Here is a 17,630-nt window from a genome sequence, read left to right as displayed (position 1 = left end):
CCTCAGCGGCCGGCCAGTGCGTCGACGATCTTCAGGCGCTTGGCACGCAGCGCGGGCAACAGGCCGACGATGATGCCGATCACCACGATCAGGCCCAGCCCCATCAGCCAGGTCGGCGTCGGCACGTGCGGCGGCAGCATGCCCATGCTCTTTGGCCCGATCGCCGGCAGGATCAGCGCAGCCAGGCCCATGCCGATCAGGCCGCCGAGGCCGATCAGCAGCACCGACTCCACCATTACCAGGGTCAGCACGGTGCTGTCCTTGAAGCCCAGCGTCTTCAACGTGGCCAGCTCCGGCACGCGCTCGCGCACGGCCTGCGCCATGGTGTTGCCGGTCAACAGCAGCAGGGTGAAGAACACCGCGCCCATGATCGACGTAACGATCATGCCGATGTCCGCGAACTGCTTGACGAAGGCCTGCTGGAACGCCGATTCGGTCTGGGTCTTGGTCTCGTGGTCGGAGTTGGCCGAGATCGCGTCGATCGCCTGCGCCACCCGCGAGGACTGGTCCGGGTTGTCCAGCGTCACCGTGTACCAGCTCACCTGGTTCTTGATGTAGTCGTTGGATTCATCGAAGTACTTCCAGTTCATCATCAGCTGGCGTTCTTCGTTGGCGGCCAGCGCACGGTCCTTGGAGCGGTAGATGCCCTTCAGCTCCAGCGGCCAGTCGTTGCTGCCGCCACGCGGGAAGATGGTTGCCTGCAGCGGGATGGTGTCGCCGATCTTCCAGCCGAACTGCTTGGCCAGGGTCTCGCCGACGATGGCACCGGTGCGGGTCTGCTTCCAGTCCTCCAGCTGCGCCGGGTCGATCTGCAGCTCGCGGTAGACATCGAAGTAGTTGGGCGACACCGAGAAGTTCGGGAAGAAGTTCTTCGGGTCCTGGTAGATGCCGCCGAACCACATGCCGTAGGCCACGTCGCGCACGCCGGCCACCTGCCGCACCTGCGCTTCCAGGCGGATCGGCAGTGACTGGGTGATCGACAGCCGCGACGCCACCACCAGCCGGTTGGCGCCTTCCACGCTGCCGCCGGAGGTGAATGCCACGCGTACCGAGTCGAGCATGCCGAACAGCAGGAACGCGGCCACCACCGAAAGCAGGGTCAGCAATGTACGGGTGCGGCTGCGGAACAGCTGCGCCCACACCAACGAGAAGTATTTCATCGCCGTGGCCTCCGTCAGTGGGCCAGCGGCGCGTCGGCCAGCTCGCCCTTGTCCAGGTGCACCGTGTGCGTGGCGTACTCGGCGGCCTTCGGGTCATGGGTGACCATGATGATGGTCTTGCCGTGCTCGCGGTTGAGCTGCTGCAGCAGGCCGAGGATTTCCTCGGCAGACTGGCGGTCGAGGTCGCCGGTCGGTTCGTCGCAGATCAGGAAAGTCGGGTCGGAGACGATTGCGCGCGCGATCGCCACGCGCTGCTGCTGGCCGCCGGACAGTTCATTGGGGCGGTGGCTGCGGCGGTCGGCCAGGCCGACCAGGGTCAGCGCGATCTCGGCGTTGCGCTTGCGCTGCGCCGCGCTGAGGTGGGTCAGCAGCAGCGGCAGTTCCACGTTCTTCTGCGCGGTCAGCATCGGCATCAGGTTGTAGAACTGGAACACGAAGCCGACGTGGTGGCTGCGCCAGGTCGACAGCTGGCCGCCACTCATCTGGTCGATGCGCTCGCCTTCGATGCTGATCTCGCCGCCGCTGGGGTTGTCCAGGCCACCGATCAGGTTGAGCAGGGTGGTCTTGCCCGAGCCGGACGGGCCCATCAGCGCGACGAAGTCGCCGCTGGCGATGTCCAGGTCGATGCCGTGCAGCACCTGTACCTTTTCGGGGCCACGCTGGTAGGTCTTGGTGATGTTGCGCAATGAAACCAGGGTCGACATGGGTGGTTCTCCACGGAAGGCGGGAAACGGGGAAGCGCACCTGCGGTGGCCGCAGGCGTGCGTCGAGCGGTGTTGCCGGCGGCGCCCATGGGCGCCAGGCCGTTACTGCGCTTGTTTCTGTTGCACCTTGGCGCCATCGCGCAGGGTGTCGGGCGGGTTCACCACCACCGATTCACCCGCGCTCACGCCCTTGAGGATCTGGCGGTCCTTGCCCATCGCCTGGCCGGCCTCGACCGTGCGCTGCTGCACGCGGTTCTCATCACCCAGCACGAAGGCCACCGAGGCGCCCCCGCGCTGCACCACGGCGCCGCCCGGCACGCGCACGCCCTGCGGCTTGGCGGCCGCCTGCGGCTGCGCCTGTTCCAGGAAGCTGACCCGCACGCCCATCTCCGGCACGATGCGCGGGTCTTTCACCTTCAGCGCCACGCGCACCTTCACCGTGGCCTTGCCGCGGTCGGCGGTGGGGATGATGGCGATGACCTCGCCGGGAATCTTCCATTCCGGGTAGGCATTGAGCGTGGCTTCCACCGGCATCTTCGGCTGCACGCGGCCGATGAAGGCTTCGCCGACCTCGACTTCGATCTCCAGCGAGTCCATGTCGACGATGGTGCCGATGCCGGTGCGGGTGAAGCCGCCGCCGGCCGACAGCGGCGAAACGATTTCGCCGGGCTGCGCAGCCTTGGCGGTGACCACGCCGGAGAACGGCGCGCGCACGATGTTGTTGTCCACGCCCAGGTCGGCGATGGCCAGCTGGTCGTTGGCCACCTTGACGTTGCGCTGTGCGGTGTCCAGCTGTGCCCGCAGGCTGTCGCGCTGGGCCACCGCCTGGTCGTACTGCGAGCGCGACACCAGCTGCTGGCCGACCAGTGCCTGCAGGCGGCTGGCTTCGGCGGCGGCCTGCTTCTGCTGTGCCTCCAGACCGGCCACCTGGCTGCGTGCGGCCTGTAGCTGCGAGGCATACAGGCTGCGCTGCGCGTCGGCATCGATCGGGTCCAGCGTGGCCATGATCTGGCCCTGCTCCACGCGCATGCCTTCCTCGATCATCACCTCGCGAACCTTGCCAGTGATCTTGGCCGAGACCGTGGCCATGCGCCGCGCAACTACATAGCCGCTGGCGTCGAGCACCGAACTGCTGGCGTTGCCCTGCTGGATGGCCACCGCCGGCGCGGTTTCCACGTCCACCGCTGGCGTACGCCCGAACAGGGCGAAAGCGACAGCGGCCAGCAACAAGACGACCACGATGATCGCGATCCACAGCCAGCGGCGGCCACCACCACTGCCACTCCCTCCGGAGGCGGGCGGCGGGGACTTGCGGTCGATACGGAGTTCCTTCAACAGCTCGGCAGAAGCGTTCATTCGTTCCATCACAGGCGTTCGGGCGGGTGTGACCGGAAGGGCGGACGGCGGCGGTTCCGGCGGTGGAGCGTGCGGCACAGCATGAAGGCAGGCACAGCGATGACGGCAGTGACAGCTGTCACCCGATGACACTGACGGCGGCAACTGCGAAATGTGACCACGGCGGCACAGGATGGCAACGTCCCCGCTACCGGTACCGCCCATGGATCCGATCGCCCCGTCGCTGGCCCGCCTGCAGCAGGTGCAGGTGCGTTACCGCGACCATACCGCCCTGCATGGCATCGACCTGCAGGTCCGCGCTGGCCAGGTGCTGGCGCTGCTGGGCCGCAACGGTGCCGGCAAGAGTACCGCGATCAGCGTGTTGTTGGGCCTGCGCCGCGCCGATGGCGGGCAGGTCGAACTGCTCGGCGGCGACCCGCAGCAGCGCGCCAGCCGTATCGGCCTGGGCGTGATGCTGCAGAGCACCAGCCTGCCGCCGATGCTGCAGGTGGACGAACTGGTGGCACAGGCCAGCGCCTGCTATCCCGACCCGATGCCGTTGCAGGAGGTGCTGCAGCGTGCTGGCCTGCAGGCGCTCGCGCGCCGCCGCTACGGCCAGCTGTCAGGTGGCCAGCAGCGCGCCGTGCAGTTCGCCATCGCGCTGTGTGGCCGCCCGCGCGTGCTGTTCCTGGACGAGCCCACCACCGGCCTGGACATCCAGGCGCGGCAGGCGATGTGGCAGGCGATCCGGCAGCTGGTGGCCGAAGGCTGTGGTGTGCTGCTGACCACCCATTACCTGGAGGAAGCCGAAGCGCTGGCGCAGCAGGTGGTGGTGCTGGAGCAGGGCCGGGTACTGGCCGACGCGCCGCTGAGCGAGCTGCGGCTGGCCGATCGGCCGCGCCGCATCCGCTGCCGCAGCGGGTTGCCCATTGCGGACGTGCAGCAGTGGCCGGGCGTGCAGGAGGTGCAGCGCGACGGCGAGCACCTGCAGCTGCTGGCGAGCCCGGCCGAGCCTGTGGTGGCGCGCCTGCTGGCCGCCGATGCGCAGCTGCGCGAACTGGAAGTACAGGGCGCGGCGCTGGCCGACGCCTTCCTCGACATGACCCGGGAGGCCGCATGAACACCCTTGTCCGTACCACCGGATTGCCGCTGCCTGCATGGCGACAGGCACTACGTCCGTACCGCGCCGAGCTGATGGCCGAACTGCGCCGCGCCTGGCGCACGCCGGCGTTCGCGGTGCCCTCGCTGCTGTTCCCGGTGCTGTTCTACCTGCTGTTCGGCGTGCTGCTGGGGCGCGGTCATGCGCCGTTGTACCTGTTGGCCACCTACTGCGTGTTCGGCGCGATGGCCCCGGCCCTGTTCGGCTTCGGCGTGCAGTTGGCGCTGGATCGTGAAGGCGGCCTGCTGACCCTCAAGCGCGCGCTGCCGATGCCGGCGGCGGCACCGCTGCTGGCACGGCTGGCGATGGCGGTGATGTTCGCGCTGCTGGTGGCGTTGCTGCTGATCGGCGTCGCACGCGTGTTCGGTGGTGTGCAGCTGCAGGCGTTGCAGATGGTGCAGCTGCTGGTGGTGGCGGGCCTGGCGGCACTGCCGCTGGGGGCGATTGGCCTGCTGATCGGCAGCCATGTCAGTGCCAGCGCGGCACCGGCGATGGTCAATCTGGTCTACCTGCCGTTGGCCCTGCTGTCGGGCCTGTGGCTGCCGTTGTCTGTGCTGCCCACGCTGTTCTCGACGATGGCCCCACTGTGGCCGACCTGGCATCTGGCGCAGCTGGCGCTGCCGGTGGTCGGGCTGCCGTCGGTGGGCAGCCTCGCCGGCCACCTGCTGGTGCTGCTGGCGGTCACGGTGGTGGCGCTGCTGCTGGCGCGCCGTCGCCTGCGCCGGATCGGCTGAACTGGCATGATCGGCAGCGATCGTCCCCGCCTGGATTCTCCCGTGTCGTCGAGCTGGCTTGCGTCCCTGCTGCGCCCTGCGCCGGATTCGGCGGTGGCCGAACTGCTGCGACGTGGCAAGTCGCCCTGGAGCGGAGCGATCCACCTGCTGTGGTCGGTATGGATCTTCCTCACCCCGGTGCTGGGCAATGGCTTCACGCTGCGCTGGCTGCTGCTGACCCTGGCCAGCTACCCGCTGTTCCTGCTGCTCTATGCCAGGGTGATGCTGTCGCCACGGCATCATGGGTGGCGCTATGCGCTGGGCATGATCGTGATGGCCCTGGTACTGCTGCCCTGGTACCCCTCGGGACTGAGCTACTTCGTGTTCGGCTGCGTGATGATCCGCATGAGCGGGCGCAGCAGCTGGTGGGCGTACCTGCTGCAGCTGACCGCGCTGAACCTGCTGTTCTGCGGCACCGCGCTGTACTTCGGCTATCCGTGGCAGGCCATGGTGTGGATGCCGGCGGTGTCGTTCATCGTCGGGCTGGTGGTGAACGTGGAGGCCCTGAGCCAGCAGCGCGACGTTGCCCTGCAGCTGTCGCAGGACGAGGTGCGGCGACTGGCCACCACCGCCGAGCGCGAGCGTATCGGCCGCGACCTGCACGACCTGCTGGGGCACACGCTGTCGCTGATCACGCTGAAGCTGGAGCTGGCACGCAAGCTCTACGATCGCGATGACGCGCGTGCACGGCAGGAGATCGGCGAGGCCGAGGACATTGCACGCGAAGCGCTGGCACAGGTGCGCAGTGCAGTGACCGGCATCCGCGCCAGCGACCTTGCTGGCGAGCTGGCATCGGCGCGCCTGCTGCTGGAATGCCAGCAGGTACATCTGCAGTACACGACGCCACCTGCGATGCCGGTGGAGGTGGAGCGCGGGCTGGCGTTGGTGCTGCGCGAGGCGGCGACCAACATCGTGCGCCATGCGCAGGCGACCCGGGTGCAGGTGGATTTCATGCTTGAGGAACGACAGTTGGCGATGCAGATACGCGATGACGGCCGTGGCGGCGTGCAGGCCGAGGGCAATGGGTTGAGTGGCATGCGTGAGCGGGCCGCAGCACTGGGTGGCCAGTTGACGCTGCAGTCGCCGCGCGGGGCGGGCACCGTGCTGACGGTACGCGTGCCGTTGATGGCCGCGACCACGCCGCTGTCGCCCACGTCGTTGGCGCAGGACGGTGCCGCATGATCCGCATCCTGCTGGCCGAAGACCAGGCCATGGTGCGCGGTGCGTTGTCGGCGCTGCTCGGCCTGGAGCCGGACATCGAAGTGCTGGGCAGCGCCGCCGATGGCGAAACCGCCTGGCGGATGCTGCAGCAGCTGCAACCGGACATCCTGGTCACCGACATCGAGATGCCGGGCCTGAGCGGGCTGGAGCTGGCGCAACGCATCGCCCGCCACGAACTGCCGATCAAGGTGGTGATCGTGACTACCTTCGCCCGCGCCGGTTTCCTGCGCCGCGCGCTGGAGGCCGGTGTGCTGGGTTACCTGTTGAAGGATGCGCCGGCCGAGAACCTGGCCGACGCCCTGCGCAAGGTGAAGCAGGGCATTCGTGCGATCGATCCGCAGTTGGCGCTGGATGCATGGTCGCAGGCCGATCCGCTCACCGACCGCGAGCGCCGCGTGCTGCGTCTGGCGGGCGAGGGCCGCACCGCCAGCGAGATCGCAGAGCAGCTGGGGTTGTCGCACGGCACGGTGCGCAACTACCTGTCCGAGTGCATCGGCAAGCTGGGCGTGGCCAATCGGATCGAGGCGTATCGGCTGGCGCGGCAGAAGGGGTGGTTGTAGCGGATCATTTCCGCGCCTGCGGAGAGGTGTCACTTTCTTTGCTCGTGCACCACGCTGCAGGAGCAGCGTGGAACGGCGTAGCCGGCCCGCAGGGTGGCGCACATGGATGTGCGCCATCAAGAAAGTAACCAAAGAAACGCTCCGCCGGCCGCGAGCCGGCGCGCTTCGCACGCCGGTGCCCTGCGCTCCTCGGTCCGTCGAGGGACGGTGCGGGAACTCGCTGCGCTCAGACACCCGCACCTCTTCGCCCTCGCCGGACCTGCGGTGCTCGGCTCGCTCAAGGCGGACTTGAAGGGCAAGATCAACAGCTAGAGCATCCACGCATGGCGTGGATCTACTGGGTGCAGCTGTGGCATTTGACCTTGGGTCCGCCTTGAGCGAGCCGAGCATCGCAGGGGAATCAGGGGCGAAGAGGCGCCGGTGTTTGAGCGCAGCGAGTTCGGCGCCGTCCCCTGATTCACCGAGAAGCACAGGGCACCGGTGCGCAGCACCGGCTCGCGCTCTGGCGGCGCGTTTCTTTTGGTTACTTTTCTTTTCGCGCGAAAAGAAAAGTGACACCCCCCGCGGTCGCGGAAACGATCCGCCGGGAACGCCCGGCGAACCCGCTCAATCCTTCCCGCGCGCCATCGCCTGGAACACGCCATCACGGCGCACCCACAGGTGGAACAGCGCCGCACCCACATGCATCAGCACCGTGGCGAACAACACATACGCCAGCAGGCTATGCGCGTTACGCAACGCGGCATACAGCGCCGGGGTGTGCGGCACGATCGGCGGCAGGTGCAGGCCGCCCCACAGCACGATCGGGTAACCGCCGGCCGACAGCATCGCCCAGCCGATCAGCGGCATTGCCAGCATCAGCGCGTACAGCATCCAGTGCGAGGCCTTGGCGGCCATCACCTGCCACACCGGAAGATCCGCCGGCAGCGGTGGCGGGCGATGGCGCAGCCGGTTGTACAGGCGCAACAGCACCAGTACGCCGATGGCGATGCCCAGCGGGCGGTGCAGGTCGATCAGCATCGGCCGCAGGTGCAGCGAGGCGACCATGGTCACGCCGATGAACAGCATGGCGATGATCATCAGTGCCATGGACCAGTGCAGCACGCGCGCGAGCAGGTTGAAGTGGCCGTTGCCGGTGCTCATCGTGCGGCCTCCTTCGGTTGCTCGACGTTGCCGGTGGCGCGCTCGCGTTCGCGGCGGTTGAAGGACTGCGAGTACACGGCGGAGCGGGCCGCCAGGATCGGATCGTCACTGCCACGCACGCCACTGGGCAGGATCAGCGGATCGAAGTTGATCTGGCCGCACGCGCCTTCTTCCTGCGACTGCAGGCGGTCCAGGCTGAGCACGCCGGCCACCACCTGATCACGCGACTCGGGCCACGGCACCGACGGATCATCGATGGCATCGCCGGGCTCGGCGGTGGTCACGACCAGGTTCCAGCGCACCGGGCCGCTGGCCAGGCGCTGCTGCAGTTCATGGCTGAGGAAATCGACGCTGGCCTGCTTGCGGGTTTCCGCATCCATCTCGACCACCGGCGCCTGCGGCTGCCAGCGCCAGCGCACCGCGCGTTTCTGGCCCTGCGCGTTGGTGAACCAGAAGCTGTTGACGCTGTTGAAGGTGGTGTCAGCCCAGCTGCTGGTCCACGGCGCAGACTTGGCCCACTGCTGGAACGCTTGTGCACTGGGGTATTTCGCCAGCACCGCGGCCATTTTCTGCGGGTCTGGCTTGCCGGTGGCCGGGTCCGGGATGGAGGCGCGCGTCTGCGCGTAGAACGCCTCGGCGTTGGGCACGGCGAAGAACGGGAAGCTGTTCATCGCCATCCGCCATTCCTGGCCGTCGTCGCTGACCATCTGCACAGCGAGGCTGCGCACGCGTGCGGTGTTGTCCGCGCCGTAGGGGTCGCCACCGCCGATCGACAGGCGGCCCATCACGGGCACGCGGCGCTGCGAGAACACGCGGGCGCTGGACAGGGTGGGGGCCTGCGCACTGGGTTCGAACCAACCGCTTACACACACGCCCTTGCTGTGCGCACGGCGGAAGCCCGGATGGGCCGGGCCGGTGGCCTCGATGGTGTCGGTGAAGCGCTGCGCGGTCAGGCGGCCGCCAATCCAGCCGGCCAACCAGGCGAAGGCCAGCGCCACCGCACCCAGAATGAGTGCGATCAGTGCGATCCAGAGCAGGGGGGAATGCTTGCGCGGTGCGCCCGGCGTCTGGCCAGCGCGGGTGTAGCGGAAGAGCGACATGGTCGGAGTCCTGCCTTCACGGAGCGTGTGGGTGGTCGACCCACACATCCTCGCAGAACCCTTCCAGGCCCGGTATTCAATTTTTCGTCAAGTTTGCCGGGGACGGCGTGCCGACCAAGGTCGGCACCCACCCGATCAGCTGTAGCGCTGCTTCAGCATCGCCCACGCCGAGCGCAGCGCCAGTGCTTCACCGCCAGCCGGCCGGCCCGGGCGTTCGCCGTCGTTCCAGGCGTACACGTCCAGATGCGCCCAGCGCTGGCCGTCTTCCAGGAAGCGTTCCAGGTACAGCGCGGCGGTGACCGAGCCGGCCATGCGCGAACCGGCGTTGGCCAGGTCGGCGATGCCGCTGCTCAGGTAACGCAGGTAGGGGCGCCACAGCGGCATGCGCCAGACCGGGTCGCGGGTCGCGTCGCCGGCCTGCAGCCACTGCTGGGCCACGCTGTCGTCGTTGCTGAAGAGCGCCGGCAGGTCCGGGCCCAGCGCGATGCGCGCGGCGCCGGTGAGGGTGGCGAAGTCCAGCACCAGGTCCGGTTTCTGCTCGCTGGCGAAGGTCAGCGCATCGCACAGGATCACGCGGCCTTCGGCGTCGGTGTTGTCGATCTCCACGCTCAGGCCCTTGCGGGTGGCGATCACTTCGCCCGGGCGGAAGGCATCGGGGCCGATCGCGTTTTCCACCGCCGGCACCAGCAGGGTCAGGCGCACCGGCAGGCCGCGCGCCATCACCAGGCCGGCCAGGGCCAGTGCATGCGCGGCACCGCCCATGTCCTTCTTCATGTTGCGCATGCCGTCGGCCGGTTTGATGTCCAGGCCGCCGGTATCGAAGCACACGCCCTTGCCGACCAGCACCAGTGCCGGATCGGTGTCCTTGCCCCAGCGCAGCACGACCAGGCGCGGAGCGCGGTGCGAGGCGCGGCCGACGGCATGGATGGCCGGGAAGTTCTGCTTCAGCAGTTCATCGCCGGTGATCGCCTCGACCTGCGCACCGTGCGCATCGGCCAGCGCGCGCGCGGCGTCTTCCAACTGCTGCGGACCCATGTCTTCGGTCGGGGTGTTGACCCAGTCGCGCACGCGCAGGCTGGCGGCGATCAGGTCGGCCACTTCGCCGGTCGGCTCAGCCACCAGGCGTGCCGGTGCACGGTGGCGCTTGCGGTAGTGATCGAAGCGGTAGCTGCCCAGGCCCCAGCCCAGCTGCAGCAGCGCCTGTTCGGCGGCCGGCAGTTCGCTGGCCAGCTGCCACACGCTGCCTTCCGGCAGGGCATGCGGAGCATGCGAGTAGCTGTAGGCATCGCCACGATCACCCACGCCGATCACCGCACCGGCCAGGCCATCGGCGCCGGGCAGCAACGCCGTGGTGAAGGCACCGGCGGTGAAGCCCTGCGACGCCAGCCATGCCTGGGTGGCGGCCGGCTGGCCGTCCTTCCAGGACGCGAACTGCTCGCGGTCCAGCACGTACAGCGGCAGTGCTGCGGCGGTGTCGGCAGTGAAACCAGTGATCTCGCTCATGCGTCAGGTACTCCGGGGTGCGGCAGCGTCGAGGTTGGCATCCAACCAGTCGGCCAGGCCGGTGAGGGTGTCGAACTGCAGGTCCGGCTGCAGCTGTGGATGGGGCCAGGTGGCTGCTTCGCGGTTGATCCAGCAGCCGCGCAGGCCGGCGGCGATCGCCCCGGCCACGTCCATTTCGGCGTGGTCGCCGACGTGCAGTACCTGTGCCGGCGCAACACCCAGGCGGGTGCAGGCGGCGTGGAAGATGCTCGCCTCCGGCTTCGCTGCGCCGTGTTCGCGCGCGCCCAGCTGGAAGGCGAAATGATGGGCCAGGCCGATCCGCTCCAGATCGGCATTGCCGTTGCTCAGCGCCGCCACCGGCACCCGCGCGGCAATCCGCGCCAGTGCGTCGATCGCATCGGGGTAGCACTCGACCTGGTTGCGCGCGGCGAAGAACACGTCATACGCCGGCTCCAGCAGATCCAGGCTGGCACCACTGGTGTGCAGCGCTTCGTGCAGGGTCAGCCGGCGCAGTGCGCTCAGGTCGTGATGGAGGTGCGGATGGGCGTGGTACAGGCGCTCGCGCAGTTCGCGCATCGCCGCCACCGGATACATCTCGGCCGTGGCGGGGCTGTGCTCACGCATCCACGCGTGCAGGACCAGGTCGATGCGGGCGCCGATCGGAGCGAACGGCCACAGCGTGTCGTCAAGGTCGAGGGTGATGGCTTGGACGGGGAAATTCACCCCGCCATTCTACCCCTGCCCGCGCGGGCTTTCATTCCAGCAGACGCGCCCAGCCCTGCATCCCGTCCAGCCGCGCCAGCACCAGCTTGATGCAGACCAGCAGCGGCACCGCCAGCAGCAGGCCGATCATGCCCCAGGCCCAGCCGAACACCATCAGCGCCAGGATCAGCACCAGTGGCGACAGTTTCATGCGACGGCCCAGCACGATCGGGGTCACCATCTGCCCTTCCAGGGTGTGCAGGCCCAGGTAGGCGGCGGCTGGCAGCAGGGCCTGCAGCGGGTCGCGGAATTCCACGAAGCCCATCAGCAGCATCAGCGCCACGCCGATCAACGGACCCACATACGGAGCGAAATTCAGCAGTGCGGCCACCGTGCCCCACAGCAACGCTTCCTGCAGGCCGATGCCGAGCAGCATCAGTACGCCGGCGAACACCAGCCCGACCAGGGTGTTGATCACGCTGATGGTCAGCACATAGCGCGACACCTCGCGCTCGATCGAACGCAGGATGTCACTGGTGAAGCGCTGCTGCTGACGGTTCGGGAACAGGGCGATCGCCGCGCGTTGCAGGCTCTGCCCGTAGATCATGAAGAACAGGGTCAGCAGCACCACCGCCAGCACCGAGGCGGCCAGCCGTGGCGCGCGGGTCAGCATGCGGTAGGGGTCGTCCAGCTGGGTGCGGATCACCTGCACCTTGCGGTTGCTGTCACCGCCGGCGACGCGGGCGAAGTTCTCCGCGGCCTGGTTGGCCTGCTGCACCGGCTTGGTCAGGTCCTGCACCTGGCGGGCGATCTTGCGCAGCTGCTGCGGTGCTTCCTGTGCCCATTCCATTGCCGGGCCGATCAACTGCACCGCCAGCGAACCGGTCACGCCCAGGCCCGCGCCGAGGATCAGCAGAGCGCCCAGCGCACGCGGAATCCACAGCTTCTGCAGCAGGCGCAGGATCGGATTGCCGACCAGTGCGAAGAACATCGCCAGCAGCACCGGCAGGATGATGTCCTGTGCCGCCCACAGTGTGTAGCCCACCGCCAGGGTCGCCAGCACCACCAGCGACATCGGTCCGCGCGGACGCGACGGTGGCGGCAACGGGGCGTCGGGCTGTTCGGGGCCGGCCGGTGACGGGGACAGGAGGGACTCGCTCATCGACGCACCAACCGGGAAGGGGAGCGCATTATCCGCCGGCCGCGATCGGCGCGGCGGATTCCATGGATCAACGTTCGGACAGCTCGGTAGCCGCTTCGGCCGGACGCGGTCCGCGCAGGTCCGGTTCCGGTTCTGGCTCCGGCACGGAACGTGGAGCCGGTGCCGGCCGTGGCTCGGCAGCGGAGGCCGCCGCCTGTGCCTGTTCGCTGGCTTCGTCGGCTTCCTCAGCCGCGTCGTCGGCAGTGGCTGCGGCCTGCGCCGCCATCGCCGTGGCGAATGCCGCCTGTGCACTGGCGAACAGGTTCGAGACCGAACCCACCATCTGCAGCCAGCGGGCACCGTTGACCTTGCCCGGCACTTCCAGCTTGCCGGCGATGAAGCCACCGGCCAGGCCGACCACCACGATGCGCAGCGGCGACCAGCCCTTTCGCCAGACGTCGCTGAGCGTGGACCAGTGGTCCTGGGTTTCGCCCAGGCGCACGGTCACCACCTGTTCGCAGCGTTTCACACGCCGTTGCAGCGCGCCGAACTTCATGGCTTGCCCTCGGGCAGCTGCACTTCGGCATCGGGATCGTCTTCGCTGGGTTCGTCGAACAGGCCCAGGCGTGACAGCTGGCGCCGGGTAGCGTGCATGCCAGTGTGGTGGAAGAAGTAGGACACCCGCCAGATCGCATAACCGGTGACGGCCAGGCTCAGCAGCGAGGTGATCAGCAGCGCCTGCAGCCAGCTCAGGCCCCAGCTCTGCAGCAGGGCGATGAGGGTGGCGGCCATCAGCAGCCAGGCCGAGGCACCGAACACGATCGCCACGCCGGCCCAGGCCAGCGCGCGACCGAATGCACTACGCGCCAGCGCGAAGTCGGCCGAGGCCAACCGGCGCAGCGAGCGCAGCGTGTGCTTGGCAGAATCGGCAGCGGCACGACCGGCCGCGCCGACCTGGCGGATGCTCTCATCCAGCGGCGGGGTAGCCGCCGGATCAGGCGCTTGCGCGTTGTCTTCGCTCACGCCGCGGCTTACTTGTCGCTGCTGCCGCGGGCCAGCTTGGCGATGATCCAGCCGGCAGCGAAGGCGACACCGAACGAGGCCAGCGGACGTTCACGGATCAGCTCAGCGGCGCTGTCGATCAGGTCCTTGCCCTTGTCCATCAGTGCGTCGACCTGTTCCTTGGCGGCTGCACCACCAAACTCGGCGGCGGCCAGGCCGGACAGCGCGCTGTCGGACAGTTCAGCCTTGACGTTGGCCTTGCCGATGCGCAGTTCGTCGCCGGCTGCGCCGGTTGCACCCTTGATCGCACCGCCGGCGGCCGACGCGGCCTGCTTCAGGTGGGAACCGGCTTCACCCAGGTGTTCCTTCAGGTTCTCGGTATTGGTGGGGCTCATCGAATCACTCCTGTTGCGATGGGGGAACGGGAGTCGGCGGTGCCGACCTGGACTGACAGCAATAGCATTGCCGGGGTATAGGGGGTGTTACGGCAGGGCGATCAGCGCATCACGAGCTGGCCCTGCTGCTGGCCATTGTTGCGCAGCACGCGTATCACCAGGGTCGGCGGGCGCTGCTGGAAGTTGGCGCGCCAGCTGGCCAGGTCGGCGAATTCGCCCACGGTGGCATCGGTGATGATGTCGCCCTGCTGCAGGCCGTTGGTGGCCGCGCGGCTGCCGCGCTTGACCTCGCTGACCAGCACGCCACCGACACCGGACTGGCGCAGCGACTCGGGCAGGTCGACGAAGGTGGCCCCGGTCAGGCGCGGGTCCAGGCTCTCGCCGGTGACCGCGCGCGCCTGTTCCTTCAAGGTTGCCTTGATCTGCAGCGGCTTGCCCTCGCGGCGCACGTCCAGCGTCAGCGTGCTGCCGACCGCCGCCAGGCCTTCCACGTTGTGCAGGGCTTCTGCGCTGTCCACGCGCTGGCCGTTGGCCGAAACCACCACGTCCCCCGGCTTCAGTCCGGCGGTCGCAGCGGCCGAACCGGCCAGCACGCGGGTGATCAGTGCGCCACGGGTTTCACCCAGGCCCAGGCCCTGCGCGATCTGCGCGGTCAGGTTCTGGCTCTCCACGCCCAGCGTGCCGCGCACCACTACGCCGTGCTTGACCAGCTGGTCGACCACGCTGCGCGCCAGGTTGGAGGGGATCGCCAGGCCCAGGCCGATGTTGCCGGCCATGCTGCCCTGCGGGTTGAAGCTGGCGGTATTGATGCCGACCAGCTGGCCCTGCAGGTCGACCAGTGCGCCACCGGAGTTGCCCGGGTTGATCGACGCATCGGTCTGGATGAAGTTCTGGTAGCCCAGCCCGCGGATGCCGCTGCGGCCCACCGCCGAGACGATGCCGGAGGTGACCGTCTGGCTGAAACCGAACGGGTTGCCGATGGCCACCACGAAATCACCGACCCGAAGCTGGTCGCTGTTGCCGAGCTTGATGTCGGTCAGGTTCTGCGCCGGGATGCGGATCAGTGCGATGTCGGTATCGCGGTCCGAACCGAGGAACTCGGCCTTGACCGTGCGCCCGTCAGCCAGAGTCACCTGCACGTCATCGGCGTTGTCGATGACGTGGTGGTTGGTCAGCACCAGGCCCTCCTTGGCGTCGATGATCACGCCCGAGCCCAGTGATTCGTTGATGCGTTCCTGCGGGATGTCCGGGAACAGGCGGCGGAAGAACGGGTCGTTGAAGAAGGGGTTGCGCACGCGCACCACCTGCTTGGTGTTGACGCTGACCACGGCCGGCATCGCCTTCTCCAGCATCGGTGCCAGCGACGGCACCGCCTGTCCGGCCACCGAGGCCGGCAATGCCGCTGTGGTCGGCAGTACCGCAGGCAGCGGCGCGGCGTCGGCACGGTTGTCCAGGTGGGCATTGATGCCGGTGGCAACGAAGCCACCGAAGGCGGCGGCGATTGCGAGCGTGAGCAGGGTGGGAAGCGGTCGCATGGGAGTCGGTTCGCTGGCGTGGGTGGGGGCGGTTCGGCCCTACGGTAAAACAAGCTGAATGAGTGTGTCGCGATCTGGATAAATGCGCCATGAAAACCGGGCGCCCGGAACGCGGGTCGGCGTCGCCATATGTGGGGCGGCGGCGACAACGTCGGGCGTGCTTCGCAATGTGCCGACGTCTGCCGAAGCGCGTGTGGATACAGGCTGATACTTGCGCAGTTCTGCGCATCCTGGTGCCGCGATGCGCCATATCGCATGCCTTTCGCAGCACTCGGGCAGGTGCGCGCAGGCAGCACCTGCCGCTACCCGCACCGTGCGGCGCAGCACTGAAAAAAAGGGGTTTCCTGTCAACCCACTGTGCTCGAGAGGGTGCTGGGCTACACCATTACCGTCGCAGCAGATGCGATTGCGGGCGCATGCCCCGTTCCACGATCGTCAATGTCGGTATAGCATCGCCCCGTTTTGATACTTAAGGCCCCCAGGAGGGCAACATGAGCAACGGTAATGGTGTGTCGGTCGTGACCGACGCCGTCGAGAACGTCAAAGAAACCGCCACCAACGTTGGCGAGACCATCGCCCACGCTGCCGAAGACGCAGTGAAGTCGGTCAAGAAGACCGTCAAGCGCGCCACCAAGGCTGCCGGCACCCGCGTTGCCAAGGCCAAGAAGGCCGTGGCCAAGGTCGAGAAGACCGTTGCCAAGAAGGCCGAGAAGGCTGCCAAGTCGGTCGGCAAGACTGTTGCCAACGCCAAGAAGAAGCTGGAAGCCGCCAAGAAGAACGCCAAGGCCGAAGCCGCTGCCCTGAAGAAGGAAGTGGCCAAGAAGAAGGCGGCTGCAGGCAAGGCTGTGACCAAGAAGGCCGCCGCTGCCAAGAAGACCACCAAGGCTGCCACCAAGGCTGCTGGCAAGAAGGTCGCTACCGTGAAGAAGGCTGCCACCAAGAAGGCCGCCGTCGCGAAGAAGACCGTTGCCAAGAAGACCGCGGCCGCCAAGAAGGTTGTCGGCAAGAAGGTCGCCACCGCCAAGAAGGCCGTGGCCAAGAAGACCGTCGCCGCCAAGAAGGTCGCTGGCAAGAAGGCCGTGGCTGCGAAGAAGGTTGTCGGCAAGAAGGTTGCCGCTACCAAGAAGGTCGCCACCAGGAAGACCGCGGCCGCCAAGAAGGTTGTCGGCAAGAAGGCTGCTGTCGCCAAGAAGGCCGTCGGCAAGAAGACCGCTGCTGCCAAGAAGGTTGTCGGCAAGAAGACCGCCGTTGCCAAGAAGGCGGTGGGCAAGAAGGTTGCCGCCACCCGCAAGACGGTCGCCAAGAAGGCTGCGCCGCTGAAGAAGGTCGCCGCCAAGAAGGCTCCGGCCAAGAAGGCCGTGCGCAAGGTCGCCAAGCGCAAGTAATCGCGCCGTGACCGAAGGCCCTGCCACCCAACGGGTGGTGGGGCCTTTCGCGTTTCTGGGGCACGGTCTGGGGCAAGATGCAGGTTCTTCCTGCAGGAGCCCCGGGCATGCGTGGTATCGACTTCAGTTCCTGGCAGGGCGTGCTGTCCACATTGGCCGGCCTGGTCCTGATCACCCTGCTGGGCGTGGGCATCCGCCTGCTGGTGATGCAGACCCTGCAACAGCGCCGCGAGCGCGAGAACCGGCAGATCAACGAACGGCTGCGCACGCTGATGGCGGCCTACAAGACCCTGGGCGGGTCGTTCACTGGCGAACTGGGCGTGGATCCCAGCCATCGCCGCGACCTGCGCCAGCGCGAAGATGTCGAAGGCATCGCCGAACCCCGCTCGGATCGCGCGCGCCGCATCCGCGATGCCGTCGAGGCCGCGTTGTCGGACATCCTGTTGCTGGGCACCGACGAGCAGGTGCGGCTGGCCGCGCGTGCGGCCAACGAACTGGCACAGGGGCGGCCGGTGCACCTCCACGAACTGGTGGTCTCGCTGCGCGACTTCGTGCGCGAAGCGCTGGATCTGGCCCCCATCCCGACCGACCTGCAGATTCCACCGCAGGGCCCGACCCGGCCCGCTGCCAGTGGCGGTGGCAAGGGCCGCAACGATGGCGATGCCAAGGGCGGTCGTGCGGGTGGTGGCGGTGGCGGCGGCGGTGGCGGAATGGGGGCCGGAATGGGCGGCATGGGCCTCGGCGCCGGCGCCGCACTGGGCGCCGGCCATGCCTCCGCCAGCGATGACACGGACGCGCGCTGAGCACGTCCG

General features: G+C 68.1%; 18 protein-coding genes. 6 read left to right on the top strand and 12 right to left on the bottom strand.

The annotated features are described in order from the left end of the window. Positions 1-2: 2 nt before the first annotated feature. The 3 genes from ABE423_RS09760 to ABE423_RS09750 all read right to left on the bottom strand — a co-directional run bounded on the left by ABE423_RS09760 (position 3) and on the right by ABE423_RS09750 (position 3,220). Positions 3-1,160, bottom strand: a complete 1,158-nt coding sequence (locus ABE423_RS09760; protein WP_032128170.1) for an ABC transporter permease — start codon at positions 1,158-1,160, stop codon at positions 3-5. A 14-nt stretch (positions 1,161-1,174) separates the two neighbouring features. Further along, positions 1,175-1,864, bottom strand: a complete 690-nt coding sequence (locus tag ABE423_RS09755) for an ABC transporter ATP-binding protein (protein WP_049435531.1) — start codon at positions 1,862-1,864, stop codon at positions 1,175-1,177. A gap of 102 nt (positions 1,865-1,966) precedes the next feature. Further along, entirely contained in the window at positions 1,967-3,220 is a 1,254-nt protein-coding gene (locus tag ABE423_RS09750) for an efflux RND transporter periplasmic adaptor subunit (RefSeq protein ID WP_346485887.1), read from the bottom strand. 202 nt (positions 3,221-3,422) lie between these two features. On the opposite strand from ABE423_RS09750, the gene ABE423_RS09745 reads away from it, so the two are divergent. Genes ABE423_RS09745 through ABE423_RS09730 form a run of 4 tightly spaced genes read left to right on the top strand, consistent with a single transcriptional unit; the run spans position 3,423 to position 6,912 of the window. Next, entirely contained in the window at positions 3,423-4,319 is an 897-nt protein-coding gene (locus ABE423_RS09745) for an ABC transporter ATP-binding protein (protein WP_125894894.1), read from the top strand. After that, the gene (locus ABE423_RS09740) at positions 4,316-5,092 is read left to right on the top strand and encodes an ABC transporter permease (RefSeq protein ID WP_125894892.1); all 777 of its coding nucleotides are present in this window, start codon (positions 4,316-4,318) and stop codon (positions 5,090-5,092) included. The genes ABE423_RS09745 and ABE423_RS09740 overlap by 4 nt, the downstream gene beginning before the upstream one ends. 6 nt (positions 5,093-5,098) lie before the next feature. Next, on the top strand, positions 5,099-6,313 hold the full coding sequence (locus ABE423_RS09735; RefSeq protein WP_032128166.1) for a sensor histidine kinase: 1,215 nt from the start codon (positions 5,099-5,101) through the stop codon (positions 6,311-6,313). Next, positions 6,310-6,912 (top strand): response regulator transcription factor, encoded by a 603-nt coding sequence (locus ABE423_RS09730; RefSeq protein ID WP_014645643.1) that lies wholly within the window; start codon positions 6,310-6,312, stop codon positions 6,910-6,912. Before ABE423_RS09735 ends, ABE423_RS09730 begins: the two co-directional genes overlap by 4 nt. Positions 6,913-7,518: 606 nt before the next feature. Here ABE423_RS09730 and ABE423_RS09725 read toward each other — a convergent pair. The 9 genes from ABE423_RS09725 to ABE423_RS09685 all read right to left on the bottom strand — a co-directional run bounded on the left by ABE423_RS09725 (position 7,519) and on the right by ABE423_RS09685 (position 15,433). Continuing rightward, positions 7,519-8,055, bottom strand: a complete 537-nt coding sequence (locus ABE423_RS09725; protein ID WP_012509795.1) for a cytochrome b — start codon at positions 8,053-8,055, stop codon at positions 7,519-7,521. Continuing rightward, on the bottom strand, positions 8,052-9,155 hold the full coding sequence (locus tag ABE423_RS09720) for a catalase family peroxidase (protein ID WP_346485883.1): 1,104 nt from the start codon (positions 9,153-9,155) through the stop codon (positions 8,052-8,054). The genes ABE423_RS09725 and ABE423_RS09720 overlap by 4 nt, the downstream gene beginning before the upstream one ends. Before the next feature lie 135 nt (positions 9,156-9,290). Continuing rightward, positions 9,291-10,658, bottom strand: a complete 1,368-nt coding sequence (locus ABE423_RS09715) for a M17 family metallopeptidase (RefSeq protein ID WP_346485881.1) — start codon at positions 10,656-10,658, stop codon at positions 9,291-9,293. 3 nt (positions 10,659-10,661) lie between these two features. After that, complete coding sequence (locus tag ABE423_RS09710) at positions 10,662-11,381, bottom strand: HAD-IA family hydrolase (protein WP_346485879.1); 720 nt, start codon at positions 11,379-11,381, stop codon at positions 10,662-10,664. Positions 11,382-11,412: 31 nt separating this feature from the next. Beyond that, positions 11,413-12,522, bottom strand: a complete 1,110-nt coding sequence (locus tag ABE423_RS09705; RefSeq protein WP_253143741.1) for an AI-2E family transporter — start codon at positions 12,520-12,522, stop codon at positions 11,413-11,415. 67 nt (positions 12,523-12,589) lie between these two features. Continuing rightward, positions 12,590-13,057 carry a protein sip-5 gene (locus tag ABE423_RS09700; protein WP_071229379.1) on the bottom strand — a complete coding sequence of 156 codons (468 nt, stop codon included), beginning with the start codon at positions 13,055-13,057 and terminating at the stop codon, positions 12,590-12,592. Further along, complete coding sequence (locus ABE423_RS09695; RefSeq protein ID WP_049398102.1) at positions 13,054-13,524, bottom strand: phage holin family protein; 471 nt, start codon at positions 13,522-13,524, stop codon at positions 13,054-13,056. The genes ABE423_RS09700 and ABE423_RS09695 overlap by 4 nt, the downstream gene beginning before the upstream one ends. Positions 13,525-13,532: 8 nt before the next feature. Further along, positions 13,533-13,898 carry a hypothetical protein gene (locus ABE423_RS09690; protein WP_032128158.1) on the bottom strand — a complete coding sequence of 122 codons (366 nt, stop codon included), beginning with the start codon at positions 13,896-13,898 and terminating at the stop codon, positions 13,533-13,535. Between the two features lie 101 nt (positions 13,899-13,999). After that, complete coding sequence (locus tag ABE423_RS09685) at positions 14,000-15,433, bottom strand: Do family serine endopeptidase (protein WP_049421476.1); 1,434 nt, start codon at positions 15,431-15,433, stop codon at positions 14,000-14,002. 491 nt (positions 15,434-15,924) lie between these two features. On the opposite strand from ABE423_RS09685, the gene ABE423_RS09680 reads away from it, so the two are divergent. After that, positions 15,925-16,818, top strand: a complete 894-nt coding sequence (locus tag ABE423_RS09680) for a hypothetical protein (protein WP_049435203.1) — start codon at positions 15,925-15,927, stop codon at positions 16,816-16,818. Positions 16,819-16,925: 107 nt separating this feature from the next. Continuing rightward, on the top strand, positions 16,926-17,621 hold the full coding sequence (locus tag ABE423_RS09675) for a hypothetical protein (RefSeq protein ID WP_253143740.1): 696 nt from the start codon (positions 16,926-16,928) through the stop codon (positions 17,619-17,621). Positions 17,622-17,630 lie beyond the last annotated feature (9 nt).

Origin of the sequence: Stenotrophomonas sp. TWI1409 (genome assembly GCF_039673015.1) — a bacterium.
In the GTDB taxonomy this organism is placed as follows: Bacteria; Pseudomonadota; Gammaproteobacteria; order Xanthomonadales; family Xanthomonadaceae; genus Stenotrophomonas; species Stenotrophomonas maltophilia_A.
The sequence above is the reverse complement of the archived record's forward strand: the minus strand, read 5'-3'. Positions and strand labels throughout refer to the sequence as shown.